Source organism: Geofilum rubicundum JCM 15548, from assembly GCF_000974365.1.
GTDB classification, from domain to species: domain Bacteria; phylum Bacteroidota; class Bacteroidia; order Bacteroidales; family Marinilabiliaceae; genus Geofilum; species Geofilum rubicundum.
This window is the reverse complement of sequence record NZ_BAZW01000025.1, coordinates 45,067-61,119: the sequence shown is the minus strand read 5'-3', so window position 1 is coordinate 61,119 and position 16,053 is coordinate 45,067. Positions and strand designations below refer to the sequence as shown.

Sequence of the window (16,053 nt, the reverse complement as noted above, 5' to 3'; positions counted from 1 at the left end):
AGGGAACCCCCTCTACCCACTCAACCCACTCAGCCCCATCAACCCTTTTCCCCTTCCTACGACTTACCCCATCAACCCACTCAACCCTATCAACCCTATCAACCCTATCAGCCCCATCAACCCTTTTTATAAGAAAATGTTCTTCATCCTCTCAAAACTCGCAACCTTTCTGCTGTCACCCTTTAATCTGGCAATCATTTTTGTGGCGACTTCGGTGTTTCTCCGGCTGTATAACAGTAAGAGAAATACGGGTCGATGGAATTTGTCTCAGCAGTTTCCTTGGAGCAGACGGTTATTGATCATGGCCGGACTTGTTCTTATTGTTTTTAGCCATCCCTTGCTATTGAGGTGGACGGTCATGGGCTGGGAATCGGCTCCTGTTGGTTTGCCGGTCAATGATTCTGCCGTTAACCGGGTTGTGGTGCTGGGCGGTATGAGTGCTGAACATGTGGCTTCCGGACGTATTCGTTTTGGGTCAGGGGGTGACCGCTTGATGCAGGCTTTGATGATTGTTCAGACCAATCCTGTGGAACAGCTGATTGTTTCTGGTGGTTCGTCTGCCGTATTGACCAATGAAAGGGGAGAGGCCGCATATTTACTGGAATTTTTGACCGGGATGGGACTGGATCGGAAAATGATTGTGGTGGATTCCTTGTCGCGCAACACCTATGAAAATGCGATAAATACCCGTCAAATATTTGAAACCAATGGGTGGCCCAGGAGAATTGTGCTGGTAACTTCTGCCTGGCACATGCCACGAGCCAGAAGGGTTTTTGAAAAGCAGGGATTTGTCGTGCGATCCATTGGCGCTGATCCGCTTTATCCTTTTTCGCCGGCTGTGCCGTCGGATTATTTTATTCCTTCAGCTTCCGCTTTATCCACCTGGGAATTGCTCTGGAAGGAATGGGTGGGTATGGGCGTATATTGGATGCGGGGTAATTTGTAATATAAACCTATAATAAAAAAAGCCGGCTATGCCGGCTTTTTTTATTCCTGATGTGGCCGACTAAGGAGATTAATAATTAGTTGGCCGGTCCTATTGTGGTTAATTCACTGAAACAGGGTATGTGGCTTCACGTTCCTTAGCTGCCTCCAGCCATTGCGGAATAACGGTCTTAATAAATTCTTCCTTCTCACTATTGAGCTTAGCCATATCCAGACCTATGTATTCCTGGGCTTTGGCCTTGGTTGAAATATCCGGGTAATCCACCGGTTGGTTGTGGCCCAGATCTGCCAGGAGTCGGGCCAGTTTGAGACGGGCGTCCTGTATTTTGTTGTTGCCGGAAGATATAATTCGGCTCAATTCCAAGGGGTTATGGAAAGAGTTGCCGTGTCCGGCCGCTGCATAATCCCAGCGCCATTGGGCATGGCGGATATCCATTAAAATGTCCTGCATTTGATCTTCAGTGGCTCCCAAGCCCCAGGCATTTTTAGCTTCTACGTGGGCCCTGACCAAATTGTCTTCGAGTTCCGTGCGTATTTCGTGGACTTTGTCCTGACGATCATAGACGTTCTTGACAAGTGTGGCCGTTTCTTCACGGTGGCAAACCTGGCAGGAGTTGGCCACATTGTTGAGGGGGCTCTGAATGTGGTGGTCGGTAAATTTCATACCGCCTTCACTTTTATAGGGCATGTGACAGTCTGCGCAGGATACGCCGCGCTCGGCGTGGATGCCAGTAGAATAAACTTCATAATCGGGGTGTTGGGCTTTGAGCATGGGGGCCCGACTAAGCGCGTGTGTCCAGTCGGTAAAGCCAATTTTATCGTAGTAGGCTTCCATTTCTTCTACCTGCATGCCATCATCCATGGGAAAGTCAGATAGGGAACGCCTTCAATTTTTTCTTTATTGAAATAATATTCGACGTGACACTGGGCGCATACCAAACTACGCATTTCCTGATGACTGGCCTGGGTAATATCCTTCCCTTGCCGCTCATAGGCTTCTATGAGTGCCGGACGGGAAATGTGTAAATTCATGGTTTCAGCGTCATGGCAATCGGCACAACCGATATGGTTGACCACCTGGTCGCCCAGCATTTCCCATGTGCCGGAATAGAATTCGGCCACACCATGCTCTGCCATTAGGCGGGGGACATCCGGACTTTTGCAGGTCCAGCAGGTGTTGGGCTGAATGGATGTTTTTTCATCCATGGGAGCACCCACACGCAGTGTGTTTTGTATGTCTTCAATGGCATAGGCATGACCGCGGGGTTGGTTGTAATCCATTGAGAAAGCGTAACCGGCCCAAAGGACTACCATTCGCGGATTTTCTCCCAGGGCATCACGCAGTGTAGCGCCATTGTATTTACTTTCAAAGGTGGTGTCGGCAGTCTGCTTGTAAGATTGATATTGGCGGGGGAAATTTTCTCCCCAAACTTCATTTCTGGGCTCAAATTGACCATGATTGACCTGAGGGGTGTAGGCAAAGACGGATTCTGCCCGGCGTTCAATAATGCTCGATGCAAAGAGTCCGAGGATGAAGACAATCACTACGGTTGCAAAGAAGATGAGCCATCCCAGCCATGGTTTTTCTTTAATTAATTCACTGATTGGTCGCATGTTTTTATGGTTTAGATGGGTTGATTATTGTGCTATATTTCTGAGCCAATCGGGTACCGGACTGGTAGGTACGGGGACCCGGGCATCGGGTACACTCGATATGCTGTTGACGGTGCCATGGGGGGTTTCACGGTGACATTCCACACAATACCTATCTTCAATGTTGGCATGGAATTCAGGACGCATGGTGGTCATTTTGATGTCGTGAATTTGTTGGGTATGGCAGCGGATGCAATTGTTTTGCACGGCATCTTTACCGGCTTGTTTAATGGTGATCACCTGTGGCTCTAGTCGGAAGGTAAACATATAGGAGTGACGCAAGCCATCCATGGCTTTGAAATAGTAATGATTGGCGATGTTGTTATGGGGTACATGGCAATCGTTACAGTTGGCTACTTCACGATGAGCACTGTGGCTCCAGGTGGCATATTGGGGTGCCATAATATGGCAATTGACGCATGTTTCCGGACTGTCAGATAAATAGGAGGGTACTTTGGCCAAATGAAAAACAAACAATCCGAGTCCTGCAAAAATGCCCAATACGACGATGACCGGAAATTTCCATTGATCCGGCGGGACAAGATAATGTAGGAAAGGTTTTGGCATAGCTTCATCTTTGGTTTTAATAAAAATACATAAAAGTATTCGATTGCCAAATTTGAAATAGTCATTTCGGGTTAATTTGTAATTAGTCTTAATTAAAAGGGTCTAATGGGTTGTCTTATAAATAGATCAGCGGCTGCCACAATTAAGTGACAGCCGCTGATCTATTAAGTTTTAGTCGTCAGTGAATCTAAAAATCGTCGTCCTCAAAATCCTCATCATCCAGCAGAGGATCCAGATCGTCATCATCCAACAAGGAATCCAGATCATCATCCTCCAATAGTGCATCTAGGTCATCTTCATCAAAATCAGCACCTTCGAAGTCGTCGTCTTCGTCAAAGTCCTCATCTTCAAGATCATCATCCAAGGGGAGGTCATCCTCATCCCAGTCCAGGTCTTCCTCAATAAAATCATCCAGATCTTCATCGAAATCGGCATCGTCGTCTAAAATGTTATAGATGCTTTCTGTGGCTAAAAGGCTTTTTTTCATTTGATTATCATTTGTGGTTTGTTGGCAATGATTTTTTTTTCAACGGTTCAAATATATAGAAACAGAACAAAAATAAGCCAACTTATTAAAACAAATTATTTATTTTTTTGCGTTTATCTGTATTACGCAGAGGGCCTATATTTTGTTGTCTTAATTTGGGAAATATTTTCAATAAAACTTAGGCCACTTCCGCTTTGGGGGCGACTGATGATCGGACGCCTTAAATTGGATTTATTATAAATAAATGGGATCGGCCGGATAGTTGAATGATTATGGGAAAAAATTACTGATTTAGTATATTTTTGTTATTATTGCATAAATATGTAATTAAACCGCATTGTTTTATTAGGAATTAAAATTGATACGCATGCAACCAGGTAAAAAAATTCAAAGTTTACGCGAAGAGAGAAAAATGGCTATAAGTGATCTTGCACAGGGTGTTAATCTCGGGGATGAACAACTTGAGCGTATTGAAAATGGCTCAGTGGCGCCATCTCTTGGGGTGCTCATCAAGCTTTCAAGAGCCTTGGGCGTTCGTCTGGGCACTTTTCTTGACGATCAGCTGCGTACAGGAGCGGTCATTACCCGGAAAGGGGACGAGGATGCTTCTGTCAGCATGTCCAACTCGGCCGTGGCGAAAAATGAGCAACTCTCTTTTTTTAGCCTGGCCCGGGAGAAGGCTGACAGGCACATGGAGCCCTTTCTGGTGGAGATAAAACCTGGTACGCCCTCCTATCCGATGGCTTCAACGCATGAGGGCGAGGAGTTCTTATTTGTATTGGAAGGGGCTATAAAAGTGGCGTATGGCAAGGATGAGTACCTCCTAAAGGTGGGCGACAGTATTTATCTGGATTCGATTGTAAAACACCAGATTTATAGTGCAGACGATCAATCTGCCAAGGTTTTGGCTGTTGTTTACTTACCTCTCTAAATGGATGATTGTATGGAATTATTGGATGATACTTTGGGGGGAATGCTGGAGAAATGGGCGGCAGAAACTCCCGATACGGATTTTATGGTGTATCCCGACAGGGGCTTGCGTTTTTCCTATGCTGAGTTTGATCAGCGGGTCAATCAGTTGGCCAAGGGCTTGTTGGAAATTGGCGTAAAAAAAGGCGATAAAGTGGGGATTTGGGCCAATAATGTGCCCGACTGGCTAACATTTATGTTCGCTACCGCTAAAATGGGGGCCATTTTGGTGACGGTGAATACCAGTTATAAACTGTCAGAATTGGAGTTTTTGATTAAGAATGCGGATTTAAGTACCCTTTGTATTATTGATGGATACAGGGACAGCGATTATGTCAATATGGTTTTTGAACTGGTGCCCGAACTCAAGACCTGCGAACGTGGCAAGTTGCAGTCGGCCCGCTTTCCGGAACTGAAAAACGTGGTTTTTATTGGCCCGCAGAAGCACCGGGGAATGTATAATACGCCGGAACTCTTATTGTTGGGAAGTCACGTGGACGATGCTGTTTTGACAGACATTTCACGCACCATTGATTGCGAGGATGTGGTGAACATGCAATATACTTCCGGCACAACAGGATTTCCTAAAGGGGTTATGCTGACCCACCACAATATTCTGAACAATGGTTTTCAGGTGGGAGAGAACATGCATTATACCAATAAGGACCGGTTGTTGGTTTGTGTTCCCCTGTTCCACTGTTTTGGTTGTGTTTTGGCTGTTTGTGCCATTGTGTCTCACGGGGCATCCATGGTGCTGACCGAGGATTTTGATCCATTGCGCGTATTGGCAGGGATACAGAAAGAGAAGTGTACAGCTGTTTACGGGGTCCCCACCATGTTCATTGCCGAATTGAATCATCCCATGTTCAGTATGTTTGATTTGAGTTCCCTGCGCACAGGCATCATGGCAGGTGCATTGTGTCCGGTAGAAACCATGCGACAGGTGATGGATAAGATGCATTGCAGAGATATTATTATTGTGTATGGGTTAACAGAGACTTCCCCGGGGATGACGACCACACGGGTGTTCGACTCACCCGAAATCAGAGCCACCACAGTGGGGACCAATTTACCAGGAGTAGAGGTGAAGGTGGTGAATCCGGAAACCGGAGAGGAGTGTGCGGCAGAGGAGCAGGGGGAGATTTGTTGCAGGGGATACAATGTGATGAAAGGCTATTACAATAATCCGGAAGCTACTGCCAAAGCCATAGATCAAGAGGGCTGGCTGCATTCAGGTGATTTGGCTGTTAAAACGGCAGATGGTTTTTTCAGAATTACCGGCCGGATAAAGGATATGATCATTCGGGGCGGAGAAAATATTTATCCCCGTGAAATTGAAAATTTCCTGTTTCAGATGCCACAGGTGGAATTGGTTGAGGTGGTTGGACTGGCAGATGAAAAATATGGCGAAATTGTGGGTGCCTTTGTAAAGCTGAAAGAAGGTCAGCCGTTAACGGAGGAGGAAGTTCAGGAATTTTGCCGGGGCAAAAATTGCCCGCTATAAAATTCCCAAGCATGTCTTTTTTGTGGATGATTTTCCGAAAACAGCCAGCGGAAAAATTCAAAAATATAAGTTGCGCGAAATGGGTCTTAACCTGATTGCTCAGAAGTAAAAAAAATGGCTGCCTTTTTCGGCAGCCATTTTTTATCTGTTGGGTTCAATTGGCCATTTTGGATTTGGTCCCGGTTTACCTGAGTGGCTTAAGCAAATATTCCAGTCCGTTAAGTTTTATTTCATAAAGTGTTCCCAGGAGTACCCCCAATTTGCCTTTGGGAAAGCCTTGCTGTGACATCCAAACCAGATAATGCTCCGGTATGTCACAAATAATCCGATCCTTATATTTTCCGTAAGGCATGCGCACCTTAACTAAATCCACTAAAACTTGTCGGTTAAATCCTACCGGATTTTCACTATTATTGACAGAGGACGAAACTGGTTCCATAAAAGACTAGAAGTTAAAATTGTCGGGATCGGCCCCCACGCGTTGATTTTGATTGAGGTGATCGATGTGTTTCACGTCCTCATCCGATAACACAAAGTCAAAAATGTCGGCATTACTATGTATGCGTTGTCTGTTGACACTTTTGGGTATGGTAATCACGCCCTTTTGTAAATTCCAACGCAAGACTATTTGGGCCACATTTTTATCATATTTATTGGTTAATTTTTGAAGGTCTTTGATGTCAAATATCTGCCCTTGCATCAGTGGACTCCAGGCCTCGGGTCTTATGTTTAAATCCAGGCATTTTTGTATGAGGTCTGGCTGGGTGAGGTGCGGATGGTACTCAATCTGGTTGACCATGGGACTAATTTTGGCGGTCTCCAGGAGTTCGTCCAGATGATGTGCCAAAAAGTTGCTGACGCCTATGGCTTTGACTTTTCCTTCTTCATAGAGGGTTTCCAAGGCCTTATAGGTATCCTTAAATTTGCCTGCTACCGGCCAGTGCACCAGATAGAGATCCAGATAATCGGTTCCCAGTCGCTCCAGCGACTCATAAAAGGCTTTGATGGTGCTGTCATAGCCCTGGTCAGAGTTCCAAACTTTGCTGGTGATGAATACTTCTGACCGGTCTAAGGGATGGTTTTTGATGGCTTCCCCAACACCGGCTTCATTTCTGTATACGGCGGCTGTATCAATATGCCTGTACCCGGCTTCGAGGGCATAGGAAACGGCATTCATTACTTCAGCGCCATCGCGACTTTTAAAGACACCCAACCCCAGATAGGGCATTTTAACGCCATTGGAAAGGGTAACTGTGCCATGAATATCTGTTATTTCCATATTGAAAAGGTTTTTTCCATACTGAATTTAAGCATTTTCTAATAGCTAAGGACCTATTGTAAATATAAGCATAAAAAGTTTGATTTTGGTTATCAGGAATGTTTTAATGCACGAAAAAGGGCTGTCGTTAGCGACAGCCCTTTGGTATCAAATAAATATATGTCAAATTATTTCTTTCCTATTAAAGCATCCAGGGAGTATTTACCAGATCCCAATAAAAAAATGCCTAAATAGCCAATAAGGTATATGGCGGCAAATTCCTTGGATCCGCCACCCGATGCGGCAAAAAGCGGATCACTAAAATGGACAATAAATACGGCGACTGCCATTGTAATTATTACGGGTAGGGCAGCCAATCGGGTTTTCAATCCAACCAAAACAAGGAGGGCAGCAAAGAACTCGGCCAATACAGCCATGGTTAAGTTGATGGTGGGACTTAAGCCGAAAAGCGCTGCAAACTGGATGTCACCGCTGATAAGCATTTGTAGTTTTCCCAGACCGTGCCCAAATGCCATAAAGAAACCCAGACCTGCCCGAAGAATCAGGGAGGCCAGGTCCTTTTCGTTTTTTAGTAAAACTTTCATACGTATAATGTTTAAGTATTAATGTCTGTTCATAATCATGATAAGAAAACATCATGGCGTATCAAAAGTTTAGCTAAATCGTTAACAGGTTGTTAATCGGGCCAGATGTAGCATTCCTCATCCTCGTCCCAAAAAGGCCCCCACTGAATTTCTGACAGCTGCCCGTCTTCAAACCACAGGTTCAGACTGGCTTCAGGAATACTACCTACCGATTGTTGCATGGTGTCATCCTCGGCTACGGTTTCGAGTTCAACATCTCCCAAATCCATTAATTCGACTTGCTGCATGACTTCTTCCTGACTGAGACCAATTAAATTTACGCCTTCGAACAGATAGTCGGATGAACTAACTGCCAGTGAGGTCAGTTTGAAATCATCTTCTTCATCGAACGAGGCGGAGAGTTCCAGTTCATCATAGTGCCAGGCCTCTGATTCGCCTTCGTCCTCCTCCAGAGGATTGTAATTTTCCACTTCATTGGGTTCTCCAATGGCGGCTTTTACTTCCTCACGGGTCATGCCGAATTTTAGTTTGTCAAGACCTTTGCCTAATTTAATGTCTTTGCTTACCATAAGATTTTGGATTTGTGATTGTTATATACTGTTTTTGTCCCTTAGTTTTTTCTTTTGTGCGTGCATGCGCTTACTTTCGAGTCGTTTTACTCTCGAGGCGCGGGTTGGTTTTGTGGCCACCCGTTTTTTGGGTTGTTTTAATGCCATGGCCAACAGCCGAAAGAATTTGTCGATGGCCAAGGCTTTGTTTTTCACCTGCGACCGATGATCCTGTGCTGTTATAATTAATTCCCCCTCGGCATTTATGCGGTTGCTGAGTTTTGTTTGGACCAGCAACTTCTCTTCATCGCTGAGGAGTTTACTTTGAACAACAGAAAACCTCAATTCAATACGTGAACTAACTTTATTTACGTGTTGCCCGCCTGCACCACTGCTGCGGGAGGCACTAAAAATCATTTCATTATAAAAATCTTTTTCTTTTACGGGTCTCATGCATCCAACAAATTGTTCATTCACCAAGAACAGGCCCTCAAAAGATGCCTGTCAATTGTATGTAATATAGCACAAAATTGCGTATAATTACATTCATATCCGTTAAAAATATCGGTTTTTCTTTGACAAATATTTGTGTTGATAAGTGTATAATATAATATTAAATATGGTGAAAAAATTTCTACCCATCCTGCTCTCTCTTATTGTTGTTTTGTTATCGTCTTGCGCAGTCAAGTATAAATCGCTGAATGCATTGTTTGATGCTTCAAATGAAGTTGATTATCTGTCTGCCCGTGGAGATGCCTTTTTTAAGGAGAATTACCTGGTTTACTTTGAGCAACCCCTCGATCATAAAAATCCGGATGCCGGCACTTTTAAACAACGTGTTTGGTTGTCTCATAGAAACATTACTGCTTCAGTGGTAATGGTCACGGAAGGCTACAGTGCTCCGGCACCTTATAAATCAGAGTTGGCAGAATTGCTGAGTGCCAACCAGATTGTGGTGGAGCATCGTTTTTTTGGTGAGTCGACACCGGAAGGCATGCCCTGGCAATATCTGACCATTGAGCAGGCTGCCAATGACCACCAGAATATTGTAGACTATTTTCAACAGCTCTATAAAGGTGATTGGGTTTCAACCGGTATTAGTAAAGGCGGTCAGGCAGCCATTATTCACCGGGCATTATTTCCGAAAGCCATTAAGGCAACGGTGACTTATGTGGCACCTTTTAATTTGGAGAAAGAAGACAGTCGCTTATTGACTTTTTTTGAAACCGTTGGAACAGAAGAAGAGCGAAGAAGGGTTCGCGATTTTCAGCTGGAAATTTTAAAGCGACGGGATGAAATTATGCCCCACTTTGTGGATTGGGTAAAGGAAAAGGACTTGAGTTTTTCAATGGATTTGAATGAGGTTTTTGAATTGGCTGTTTTAGAATATCCCTTTAGTCTGTGGCAGTGGTGCGTGCCCATTGATGAAATTCCCTTGCCGTCTGCTACCTCGCTTGAATTATTCAACCACTTATACCGTGGCATAGATTTTACTTATTTTTCTGATCAGGAAGCCATTGCCACAGGCCCGTTTTTTTACCAGGCCTACACCCAATTGGGCTACTATGGCTATGATACCAATCATTTAAAGGGGCATCTGGAATACTTCACCACCGATATTGTCAGTAATGAGTTAATGGTTCCGGATGTAGGCTTTACGCCCGTGTTTGATATTTCAGGTATTGATAAGGTAATCAGTCGTTTAAAAAAGCGAGATGCCGAAATGATGCATATCATTGGGGCCAGGGACCCATGGAGTGCCACAGCACCAGATGTTAGGGGGTTAAAAAACAGTGTTCTGATTGTTGATCCCCAGGGCTGCCACCTGACGCGTATTAGTAATCTTCCTGAGGCGTTGAAACATAAAGTATTGTCTGTTTTGGGCGAATGGTTGAATTAAAACTGGTTTCAGGGACCTCTGGTGGTTTGTTAGGAAATTTCCTCATTATACCATATATTTGACCTATGGATGAAGAATGTTTTATTGTTTCTCCGCTATGTTAAATGGTTAATTTTTAAGTTATGGCAAGCATTAGATCGTTGAAAAAGGATATTAATTTCCTCACCTCTGAGTTGGTAACTCAAGCATATTTAAATCAATTTCTTTTCAAGAAAATCAGTGATAAAGAACTGGCCAATTACATTGGAGATGCGCTTGATTTCAGAAATAAATATGTGGAGCGGACGAATCATCCGGATGGGAAAGATAACCCCAAACTGGTAAGGGGGTATTATAAGAATCTCAGGAAGGAGATGCTCGAGGAATTTGGCAAGTTGTATGAAACGCTGGCACAACAATTGAATGAGCAGTCGGCCAAGTAATTTTTTTTGCTTGTAATGCATTGAAGGTCAATAAAAAATCATATTTTTGTTGACCTTTGTTTTTTAACGGGTGTTTCTCATGACTTGTATGGCACAGATTAAATTATCTTTTTTAAGACTTCTTGTTCTTTTGGTGACTTTTTCGCAGGTTTCGGAGGTGGACGCTCAAAAACGACGGTCCGTTTTAATGAACGGGCAGTTGATTGAACAGTATTATGTCTCTGAAGAAGATACGACTCTTAAACATGGCGCCTACCAGTTATTCTACAAAACACATTTGATAGAGTCCGGACAGTTTAGAGAGGGACAAAGAGTGGGGGTGTGGACCTATTGTAACCTGGGCAATGTGCTCGAATTTAAGTATGATTATGACCAGGATTCATTGATTTTGATAGCCGGTGGGGAACAACAAAGTAGGTTGTCGGAAGAGTCACCTTGTATGTTTCTGGGCAGTTCTCTGGTTCCCTATGCGCACATTTCCACCCTTGTGGGATACCCAGCCAAGGCTTATGATAAAGGATTGGAAGGCAAAGTAGATTTGTTTTTAGTTATTTCACCCGAGGGTCGAATTATCAAACGCTATACCGGTCCTCATGATCCCCGGTTATTGGCTGCACCGGTGTTAAAAGCTTCTTCGTCTTTTCCTGACGACTGGCTTTGGATACCGGAGCGAAGGAACAATCAAAAACAAGAAAGCATTTATAAAATAACCATCTTGTTTGAATTAAATGAATAGAGGCCTTCACCATCCTTGAGATAAAATAGCGTTCTTCCATTACCTGCTTTATTGACATGGAGCAGGACTGTCTCCTTCAATAAATAATCGCTACAGGTCATTTTTGAAGGAAGCAGATTAGTTTTGATGAAATACAGTAGAGAGTATATTCATTGAAGTAACTTCTTTTCGCTCTAAAATGTTGAGTAGAATGGGGATGTTCACCGGAGTGCGTATGACTTCATTCAATCCCATGGAAAGGAGTCTTTCTTTTCGCTTGGAATCCAGCTGGTTGGATACGCCAATTAATTGTAAACTGTTGTTAATACTCCTTATTTTTGGCAGGAGCTCCTGCCAAAAGGGTAGCTGATCTACCGCAATTATTATGAACCGGATATTATTCGACAGCAACATAGATTTCATCTCCTGTGCATTCTGAGCCCAGAAAACCTGATAATTAACCGGCTTGGAATTTTGGCATAAATCCTGATAGATTTCTTCAGAAGGGGCCACCACCATGAGTTTGTTTATCATCGTCACCGGTCCGCAAGACACTTGCATAAATGGAGAACGTTGGGGGAACAGCAGGTCCGGAAGTACAAATCTGAATTCAGATCCTTTACCCGGCTCAGACACCACCCATTGATGCCCACCCAAAAACTGAACGAGTCTGGCAGCGACAGAAAGACCGACGCCCATTCCGCTAAATTGCCGTTCGTTGGTATCGTCGGCTTGTCTGAATTTCTCAAAAACCTGACGGTGCTTGTCCTCTGAAATCCCAACGCCGGTATCCCTGACGTAAAATTCATACAATTGAGGTGCTTTGGAACGTACGCCAATTTCAATTACGCCCTTTTGCGTGTACTTGATACTGTTGGATAAAAACACCTTCAAAATCTGTTTTAACCGGATTCTGTCACTGGCAATACCATTTCTTAGCATTTCCTGTGGTAACTCAAAAAAGAGTTTTACCTCATTTTCGTTTCTAATCTCCTCCAGCCAGAACTCATGTAATTGATGAAAGACGGTTTCAAAGTTGCAGATTTCAACTTTTAACTGAACCAGTCCGGCCTCAATCTTAGAAAAGTCAATCATGTTATTGATTTGAGTCAGCAGCTCTTTTCCGCTTTGACGAATCAGCTTGATGAATTCTCTGCGCTCTTTTTCACTGATATCCTGCTCGGCCAATAGTTCAGCAAATCCCATGATGGAGTTCATCGGCGTTCGTACTTCATGGGAAAGGTTGGCTAAAAAGGAGGATTTTAGCCGGTCACTTTCTTCCGCTTTGATTTTATATTCATCCAGCTCCTTTTTCTTTTCGATGGATTCGGATAAATCACGCAAAATAAAGAAGAGGGCCTCCTTCCCAAAGTATTTTATTTTAGAGACCTGTATTTCAACCGGAATGGGCGCACTGCTTTTGGGGTAGGTAATGCTTTTAAATACAATGCTGCTGTTACTGGCCATAATTTGTTGTCTTTGAGCGATTTCCTTTCGGAAATCGCCTGGAGAAAATTCATCCAATACCTTACCCATTAATTCGTGCCTTTCAACACCCTGCATTTCACAGGCGGCATTGTTGACTTGCAAAATACGCCCTTCGTAATCTTCAATAAAAATGGCATATGGGGCTATGTTCAAAAGCTGCAGAATAACCTCCCTGGCTTCGTCGCCCGAAGAAGCCGGTATTTCATCGTGACGGGGCATTCTTTCCAGCGTAACCAGAAGATTGGAACTATCGGTCAGATGGCTGTTAAACTTTTTGCTCACCAATTTATAGCGTGTTTTGGTAGTGGGGCTATAAAAGCCGGCCAAAGATTCCACATTTTCCGGTCCCGATTCCCGTATCGTTTCAGATAAAGTAGCGGAAATGTGGGCCGGAAGTATGTTGAAAATTAATAAGCGTTGCATGTTGGTTGGCGAGGAGCCAAAGACCGTTGCAAATATCTTGTTGACATAGAGTATGATACCATCGTTCCTGCAAATGGCGCTGGGTGTCGGATGGTCGTCAAGCACTTTGAAATGATCCGCATCCTCTGGTTTTGGGGCTGGTGATGGACCGGGAATGAGATGGTTTTGCCGGGATTTTTGTCGCTTCAGGTTGTTTCTGTGATTGACAATCAGAAAAATAGCCATGATAACGCCCACGCCAATGACGGCGGCCAGAAAAGTGGACGTGAACTGATCAACCGAATAACCCTGATCTGGATGGGCTGCCAAAAGTTTGATAGTCAGCCAGGTAAGGGGCATGTAGGAAGTTACTATTGATTGGATAATATAAATAGTAAAAAGTGTGCTCATCTATTTAAGGTATGTCAGGATTATTATATCAATACGACAAAAATATCTGTTGGTTGCAACATTTCATAATTTACGGTCAAAACAATTCGATGAAACTTGCTTAACATTAAATATACATCAATTTTCCATCTTTGAAAACGGAAAAACCCAATATTGTGTAATTATTATGATGAAGGGAACCTTGGTGGAGATAAACTGAACCGCACATTGGTTAAACAAGCCTTTTTCAAACTTAACTCCTGTGGATGTAATGAGCTATAATGGATAGATTTTTTATCTTTGCACAAATTTTTTGCGGGATTCACCCGTCGGAGGCGGACGCCCTATTTTACGGTACAGCTATTATAAAAATAATATTTCTCTATCATGACCATTGAACAGCAGTTAAGAAACGCAGCCCTTGATGCAGTGAAAGCCTTATATGGTGCTGACCTGGAAGAAAAAATGCTTCAGGTTCAGTTGACAAGAAAGGATCAGAATGGTGATTTTACCATTGTTGTGTTTCCCTTGTTGAAAGTATCCAGAAAAAAGCCTGAGGAAACCGGTGAGGAAATGGGACGGTTTATTCAGGAAAAAATAGCTTTTATTGAGTCTTTTGAGGTGGTTAAAGGTTTTTTGAACCTGAGACTGTCCGTTGATTACTGGTTAGAAGCGCTCAACGCAGTTGCTAAGGATGAGCGACATGGATTCCAGGAAGTGAACGATGCCTCCCCCTTAATGATGATTGAATATTCATCCCCCAATACCAATAAACCGTTACATCTGGGACACATTCGTAATAATTTATTGGGTTTTTCCTTGTCTCGCATTGCCGAAGCTACCGGTTACAAGGTTGTCAAAACCAATATTGTTAACGATCGGGGCATACATATTTGCAAGTCGATGTTGGCCTGGCAGAAATGGGGCAAAGGGGCTACCCCTGAGTCAACCGGTAAAAAGGGCGATCATTTGGTGGGGGATTTTTATGTGTTATTTGATCAGGAATACAAAAAAGAGCTGTCCCAATTACAAGCGAAGGGGGCTACAAAAGAAGCAGCCGAAAAGCAGTCGCAGTTAATGGCTGAAGCACGTCAGATGTTGCTGAAGTGGGAAGCCGGGGATAAGGACGTGGTAGAGATGTGGGAAATGATGAACCAATGGGTTTATGCCGGTTTTGATGTGACCTACAAAAATTTAGGCGTTGATTTCGATCAGATTTATTATGAGTCCCAAACTTACTCCGAAGGCCGTGACATGGTGCTAAAGGGATTGGATAAGGGACTTTTCTTTCGTAAGGATGATGGCAGTGTCTGGGCCGACTTGAGCAGCAATGGACTGGATGAGAAGTTGTTGTTGCGCAGCGACGGAACTTCGGTCTATATGACACAGGACATTGGTACGGCCAAATTGCGGTTTGATGATTACAGCATCAATAAAATGGTGTATGTGGTGGGGAATGAGCAGGATTATCATTTCAGAGTGCTTTCGATTGTTCTGGATCGTCTGGGATTTGAATGGGGAAAGGATCTGGTACACTTCAGCTATGGGATGGTTGAATTGCCCGAGGCAAGATGAAATCACGTGAAGGTACGGTGGTGGATGCGGATGACCTGATGCAGGAAATGATTAATACAGCCCGGGATATGTCTAAAGAGCTGGGCAAGCTGGAGGGATATACCGAGGAGGAGGCCGAGGCTGTTTATAGCATGGTGGCGCTGGGTGCCTTGAAGTATTTTATTTTGAAGGTGGATCCACGCAAGAACATGACATTTAATCCGCAAGAGTCGATCGATTTTAATGGTAACACCGGTCCCTTCATCCAGTATACGCATGCGCGCATTCGGTCTATCTTCCGAAAAGCCGATGAAAAAGGAATTGCCTGGAGTGGCGCTGCCCCATTGGGGGTTTCCCTTAACGAAAAGGAAAGCAATCTGGTTAAGTCCATTGTCAACTTCCCCAATGTTGTGAAAGAAGCCGGTGCGGCTTTTAGTCCGGCCATCATCGCCAACTACATCTATGATTTGGCTAAAGAATACAATCAGTTTTATCACGATAATCCCATTTTGTTTGAGGAGAATCAGGTTATTCGGGATATGCGACTGACCCTCTGCTATTCGGTGGGAGAAATTATTAAAAAAGGGATGTGGCTGTTGGGTGCCGATGTGCCGGACCGGATGTAAGAGTAGGACTGTGAAGCTTA

The 16,053-nt window shown here is 43.8% G+C and carries 17 protein-coding genes and 1 pseudogene; 9 read left to right on the top strand and 9 right to left on the bottom strand.

The window, feature by feature from the left end; all coding sequences use genetic code 11:
* On the top strand, positions 1–946 hold a 946-nt coding region (locus JCM15548_RS12075; RefSeq protein ID WP_157482710.1), incomplete at its 5' end, for a YdcF family protein.
* Between the two features lie 99 nt (positions 947–1,045).
* On the opposite strand, the pseudogene nrfA reads toward JCM15548_RS12075, so the two are convergent.
* From nrfA to JCM15548_RS12060, 3 genes and pseudogenes are all read right to left on the bottom strand, one after another.
* Positions 1,046–2,559, bottom strand: a pseudogene (gene nrfA, locus JCM15548_RS12070) (ammonia-forming cytochrome c nitrite reductase).
* 24 nt (positions 2,560–2,583) lie between these two features.
* Positions 2,584–3,165, bottom strand: a complete 582-nt coding sequence (gene nrfH / locus JCM15548_RS12065; RefSeq protein WP_062125662.1) for a cytochrome c nitrite reductase small subunit — start codon at positions 3,163–3,165, stop codon at positions 2,584–2,586.
* A 187-nt stretch (positions 3,166–3,352) separates the two neighbouring features.
* Positions 3,353–3,652 carry a hypothetical protein gene (locus tag JCM15548_RS12060; protein ID WP_062125661.1) on the bottom strand — a complete coding sequence of 100 codons (300 nt, stop codon included), beginning with the start codon at positions 3,650–3,652 and terminating at the stop codon, positions 3,353–3,355.
* Between the two features lie 367 nt (positions 3,653–4,019).
* Between JCM15548_RS12060 and JCM15548_RS12055 the strand changes: the two genes are divergently transcribed.
* Genes JCM15548_RS12055 through JCM15548_RS25505 form a run of 3 tightly spaced genes read left to right on the top strand, consistent with a single transcriptional unit; the run spans position 4,020 to position 6,234 of the window.
* Positions 4,020–4,583: a helix-turn-helix domain-containing protein gene (locus JCM15548_RS12055; protein WP_062125660.1), complete on the top strand. Its 564-nt coding sequence runs from the start codon at positions 4,020–4,022 to the stop codon at positions 4,581–4,583.
* Positions 4,584–4,595: 12 nt separating this feature from the next.
* Entirely contained in the window at positions 4,596–6,125 is a 1,530-nt protein-coding gene (locus JCM15548_RS12050) for an AMP-binding protein (RefSeq protein WP_262487025.1), read from the top strand.
* Complete coding sequence (locus tag JCM15548_RS25505) at positions 6,112–6,234, top strand: hypothetical protein (protein ID WP_369403698.1); 123 nt, start codon at positions 6,112–6,114, stop codon at positions 6,232–6,234. The genes JCM15548_RS12050 and JCM15548_RS25505 overlap by 14 nt, the downstream gene beginning before the upstream one ends.
* 75 nt (positions 6,235–6,309) lie before the next feature.
* Here the strand turns inward: JCM15548_RS25505 and JCM15548_RS12045 are convergent, their stop codons facing one another.
* The 5 genes from JCM15548_RS12045 to arfB all read right to left on the bottom strand — a co-directional run bounded on the left by JCM15548_RS12045 (position 6,310) and on the right by arfB (position 8,989).
* On the bottom strand, positions 6,310–6,564 hold the full coding sequence (locus tag JCM15548_RS12045) for a DUF3820 family protein (RefSeq protein WP_062125659.1): 255 nt from the start codon (positions 6,562–6,564) through the stop codon (positions 6,310–6,312).
* A gap of 6 nt (positions 6,565–6,570) precedes the next feature.
* Positions 6,571–7,404: an aldo/keto reductase gene (locus JCM15548_RS12040; RefSeq protein ID WP_062125657.1), complete on the bottom strand. Its 834-nt coding sequence runs from the start codon at positions 7,402–7,404 to the stop codon at positions 6,571–6,573.
* A gap of 167 nt (positions 7,405–7,571) precedes the next feature.
* Positions 7,572–7,988, bottom strand: coding sequence for a DoxX family protein (locus tag JCM15548_RS12035; RefSeq protein WP_062125655.1), 417 nt, complete (start codon positions 7,986–7,988; stop codon positions 7,572–7,574).
* A 92-nt stretch (positions 7,989–8,080) separates the two neighbouring features.
* The gene (locus JCM15548_RS12030; RefSeq protein ID WP_062125653.1) at positions 8,081–8,557 is read right to left on the bottom strand and encodes a hypothetical protein; all 477 of its coding nucleotides are present in this window, start codon (positions 8,555–8,557) and stop codon (positions 8,081–8,083) included.
* Positions 8,558–8,578: 21 nt separating this feature from the next.
* Positions 8,579–8,989, bottom strand: coding sequence for an alternative ribosome rescue aminoacyl-tRNA hydrolase ArfB (arfB, locus tag JCM15548_RS12025; RefSeq protein WP_062125651.1), 411 nt, complete (start codon positions 8,987–8,989; stop codon positions 8,579–8,581).
* 166 nt (positions 8,990–9,155) lie between these two features.
* Here arfB and JCM15548_RS12020 point away from each other — a divergent pair, with 166 nt between their 5' ends.
* The 3 genes from JCM15548_RS12020 (at position 9,156) to JCM15548_RS12010 (ending at position 11,594) form a co-directional block, all read left to right on the top strand.
* On the top strand, positions 9,156–10,436 hold the full coding sequence (locus tag JCM15548_RS12020; protein ID WP_062125649.1) for a S28 family serine protease: 1,281 nt from the start codon (positions 9,156–9,158) through the stop codon (positions 10,434–10,436).
* Positions 10,437–10,558: 122 nt separating this feature from the next.
* Complete coding sequence (locus JCM15548_RS12015) at positions 10,559–10,858, top strand: hypothetical protein (protein ID WP_062125647.1); 300 nt, start codon at positions 10,559–10,561, stop codon at positions 10,856–10,858.
* A gap of 88 nt (positions 10,859–10,946) precedes the next feature.
* Positions 10,947–11,594 carry an energy transducer TonB gene (locus tag JCM15548_RS12010; protein ID WP_162198228.1) on the top strand — a complete coding sequence of 216 codons (648 nt, stop codon included), beginning with the start codon at positions 10,947–10,949 and terminating at the stop codon, positions 11,592–11,594.
* Between the two features lie 117 nt (positions 11,595–11,711).
* Here JCM15548_RS12010 and JCM15548_RS12005 read toward each other — a convergent pair whose 3' ends face one another.
* Positions 11,712–13,874 (bottom strand): PAS domain-containing hybrid sensor histidine kinase/response regulator, encoded by a 2,163-nt coding sequence (locus tag JCM15548_RS12005; protein ID WP_083985113.1) that lies wholly within the window; start codon positions 13,872–13,874, stop codon positions 11,712–11,714.
* Positions 13,875–14,240: 366 nt separating this feature from the next.
* Between JCM15548_RS12005 and JCM15548_RS12000 the strand changes: the two genes are divergently transcribed.
* Positions 14,241–15,428 (top strand): arginine--tRNA ligase, encoded by a 1,188-nt coding sequence (locus tag JCM15548_RS12000; protein ID WP_262487024.1) that lies wholly within the window; start codon positions 14,241–14,243, stop codon positions 15,426–15,428.
* Positions 15,425–16,033 carry a DALR anticodon-binding domain-containing protein gene (locus JCM15548_RS24000; protein WP_262487023.1) on the top strand — a complete coding sequence of 203 codons (609 nt, stop codon included), beginning with the start codon at positions 15,425–15,427 and terminating at the stop codon, positions 16,031–16,033. The genes JCM15548_RS12000 and JCM15548_RS24000 overlap by 4 nt, the downstream gene beginning before the upstream one ends.
* Positions 16,034–16,053 lie beyond the last annotated feature (20 nt).

What these genes read in the sequence shown, in the direction of transcription:
- nrfH (WP_062125662.1), bottom strand. Translation starts at nt 3,165, where the DNA reads ATGCCAAAACCTTTCCTACATTATCTTGTCCCGCCGGATCAATGGAAA.
- JCM15548_RS12060 (WP_062125661.1), bottom strand. Translation starts at nt 3,652, where the DNA reads ATGAAAAAAAGCCTTTTAGCCACAGAAAGCATCTATAACATTTTAGAC.
- JCM15548_RS12055 (WP_062125660.1), top strand. Translation starts at nt 4,020, where the DNA reads ATGCAACCAGGTAAAAAAATTCAAAGTTTACGCGAAGAGAGAAAAATG.
- JCM15548_RS12050 (WP_262487025.1), top strand. Translation starts at nt 4,596, where the DNA reads ATGGAATTATTGGATGATACTTTGGGGGGAATGCTGGAGAAATGGGCG.
- JCM15548_RS12045 (WP_062125659.1), bottom strand. Translation starts at nt 6,564, where the DNA reads ATGGAACCAGTTTCGTCCTCTGTCAATAATAGTGAAAATCCGGTAGGA.
- JCM15548_RS12040 (WP_062125657.1), bottom strand. Translation starts at nt 7,404, where the DNA reads ATGGAAATAACAGATATTCATGGCACAGTTACCCTTTCCAATGGCGTT.
- JCM15548_RS12035 (WP_062125655.1), bottom strand. Translation starts at nt 7,988, where the DNA reads ATGAAAGTTTTACTAAAAAACGAAAAGGACCTGGCCTCCCTGATTCTT.
- JCM15548_RS12030 (WP_062125653.1), bottom strand. Translation starts at nt 8,557, where the DNA reads ATGGTAAGCAAAGACATTAAATTAGGCAAAGGTCTTGACAAACTAAAA.
- arfB (WP_062125651.1), bottom strand. Translation starts at nt 8,989, where the DNA reads ATGAGACCCGTAAAAGAAAAAGATTTTTATAATGAAATGATTTTTAGT.
- JCM15548_RS12020 (WP_062125649.1), top strand. Translation starts at nt 9,156, where the DNA reads ATGGTGAAAAAATTTCTACCCATCCTGCTCTCTCTTATTGTTGTTTTG.
- JCM15548_RS12015 (WP_062125647.1), top strand. Translation starts at nt 10,559, where the DNA reads ATGGCAAGCATTAGATCGTTGAAAAAGGATATTAATTTCCTCACCTCT.
- JCM15548_RS12010 (WP_162198228.1), top strand. Translation starts at nt 10,947, where the DNA reads ATGGCACAGATTAAATTATCTTTTTTAAGACTTCTTGTTCTTTTGGTG.
- JCM15548_RS12005 (WP_083985113.1), bottom strand. Translation starts at nt 13,874, where the DNA reads ATGAGCACACTTTTTACTATTTATATTATCCAATCAATAGTAACTTCC.
- JCM15548_RS12000 (WP_262487024.1), top strand. Translation starts at nt 14,241, where the DNA reads ATGACCATTGAACAGCAGTTAAGAAACGCAGCCCTTGATGCAGTGAAA.
- JCM15548_RS24000 (WP_262487023.1), top strand. Translation starts at nt 15,425, where the DNA reads ATGAAATCACGTGAAGGTACGGTGGTGGATGCGGATGACCTGATGCAG.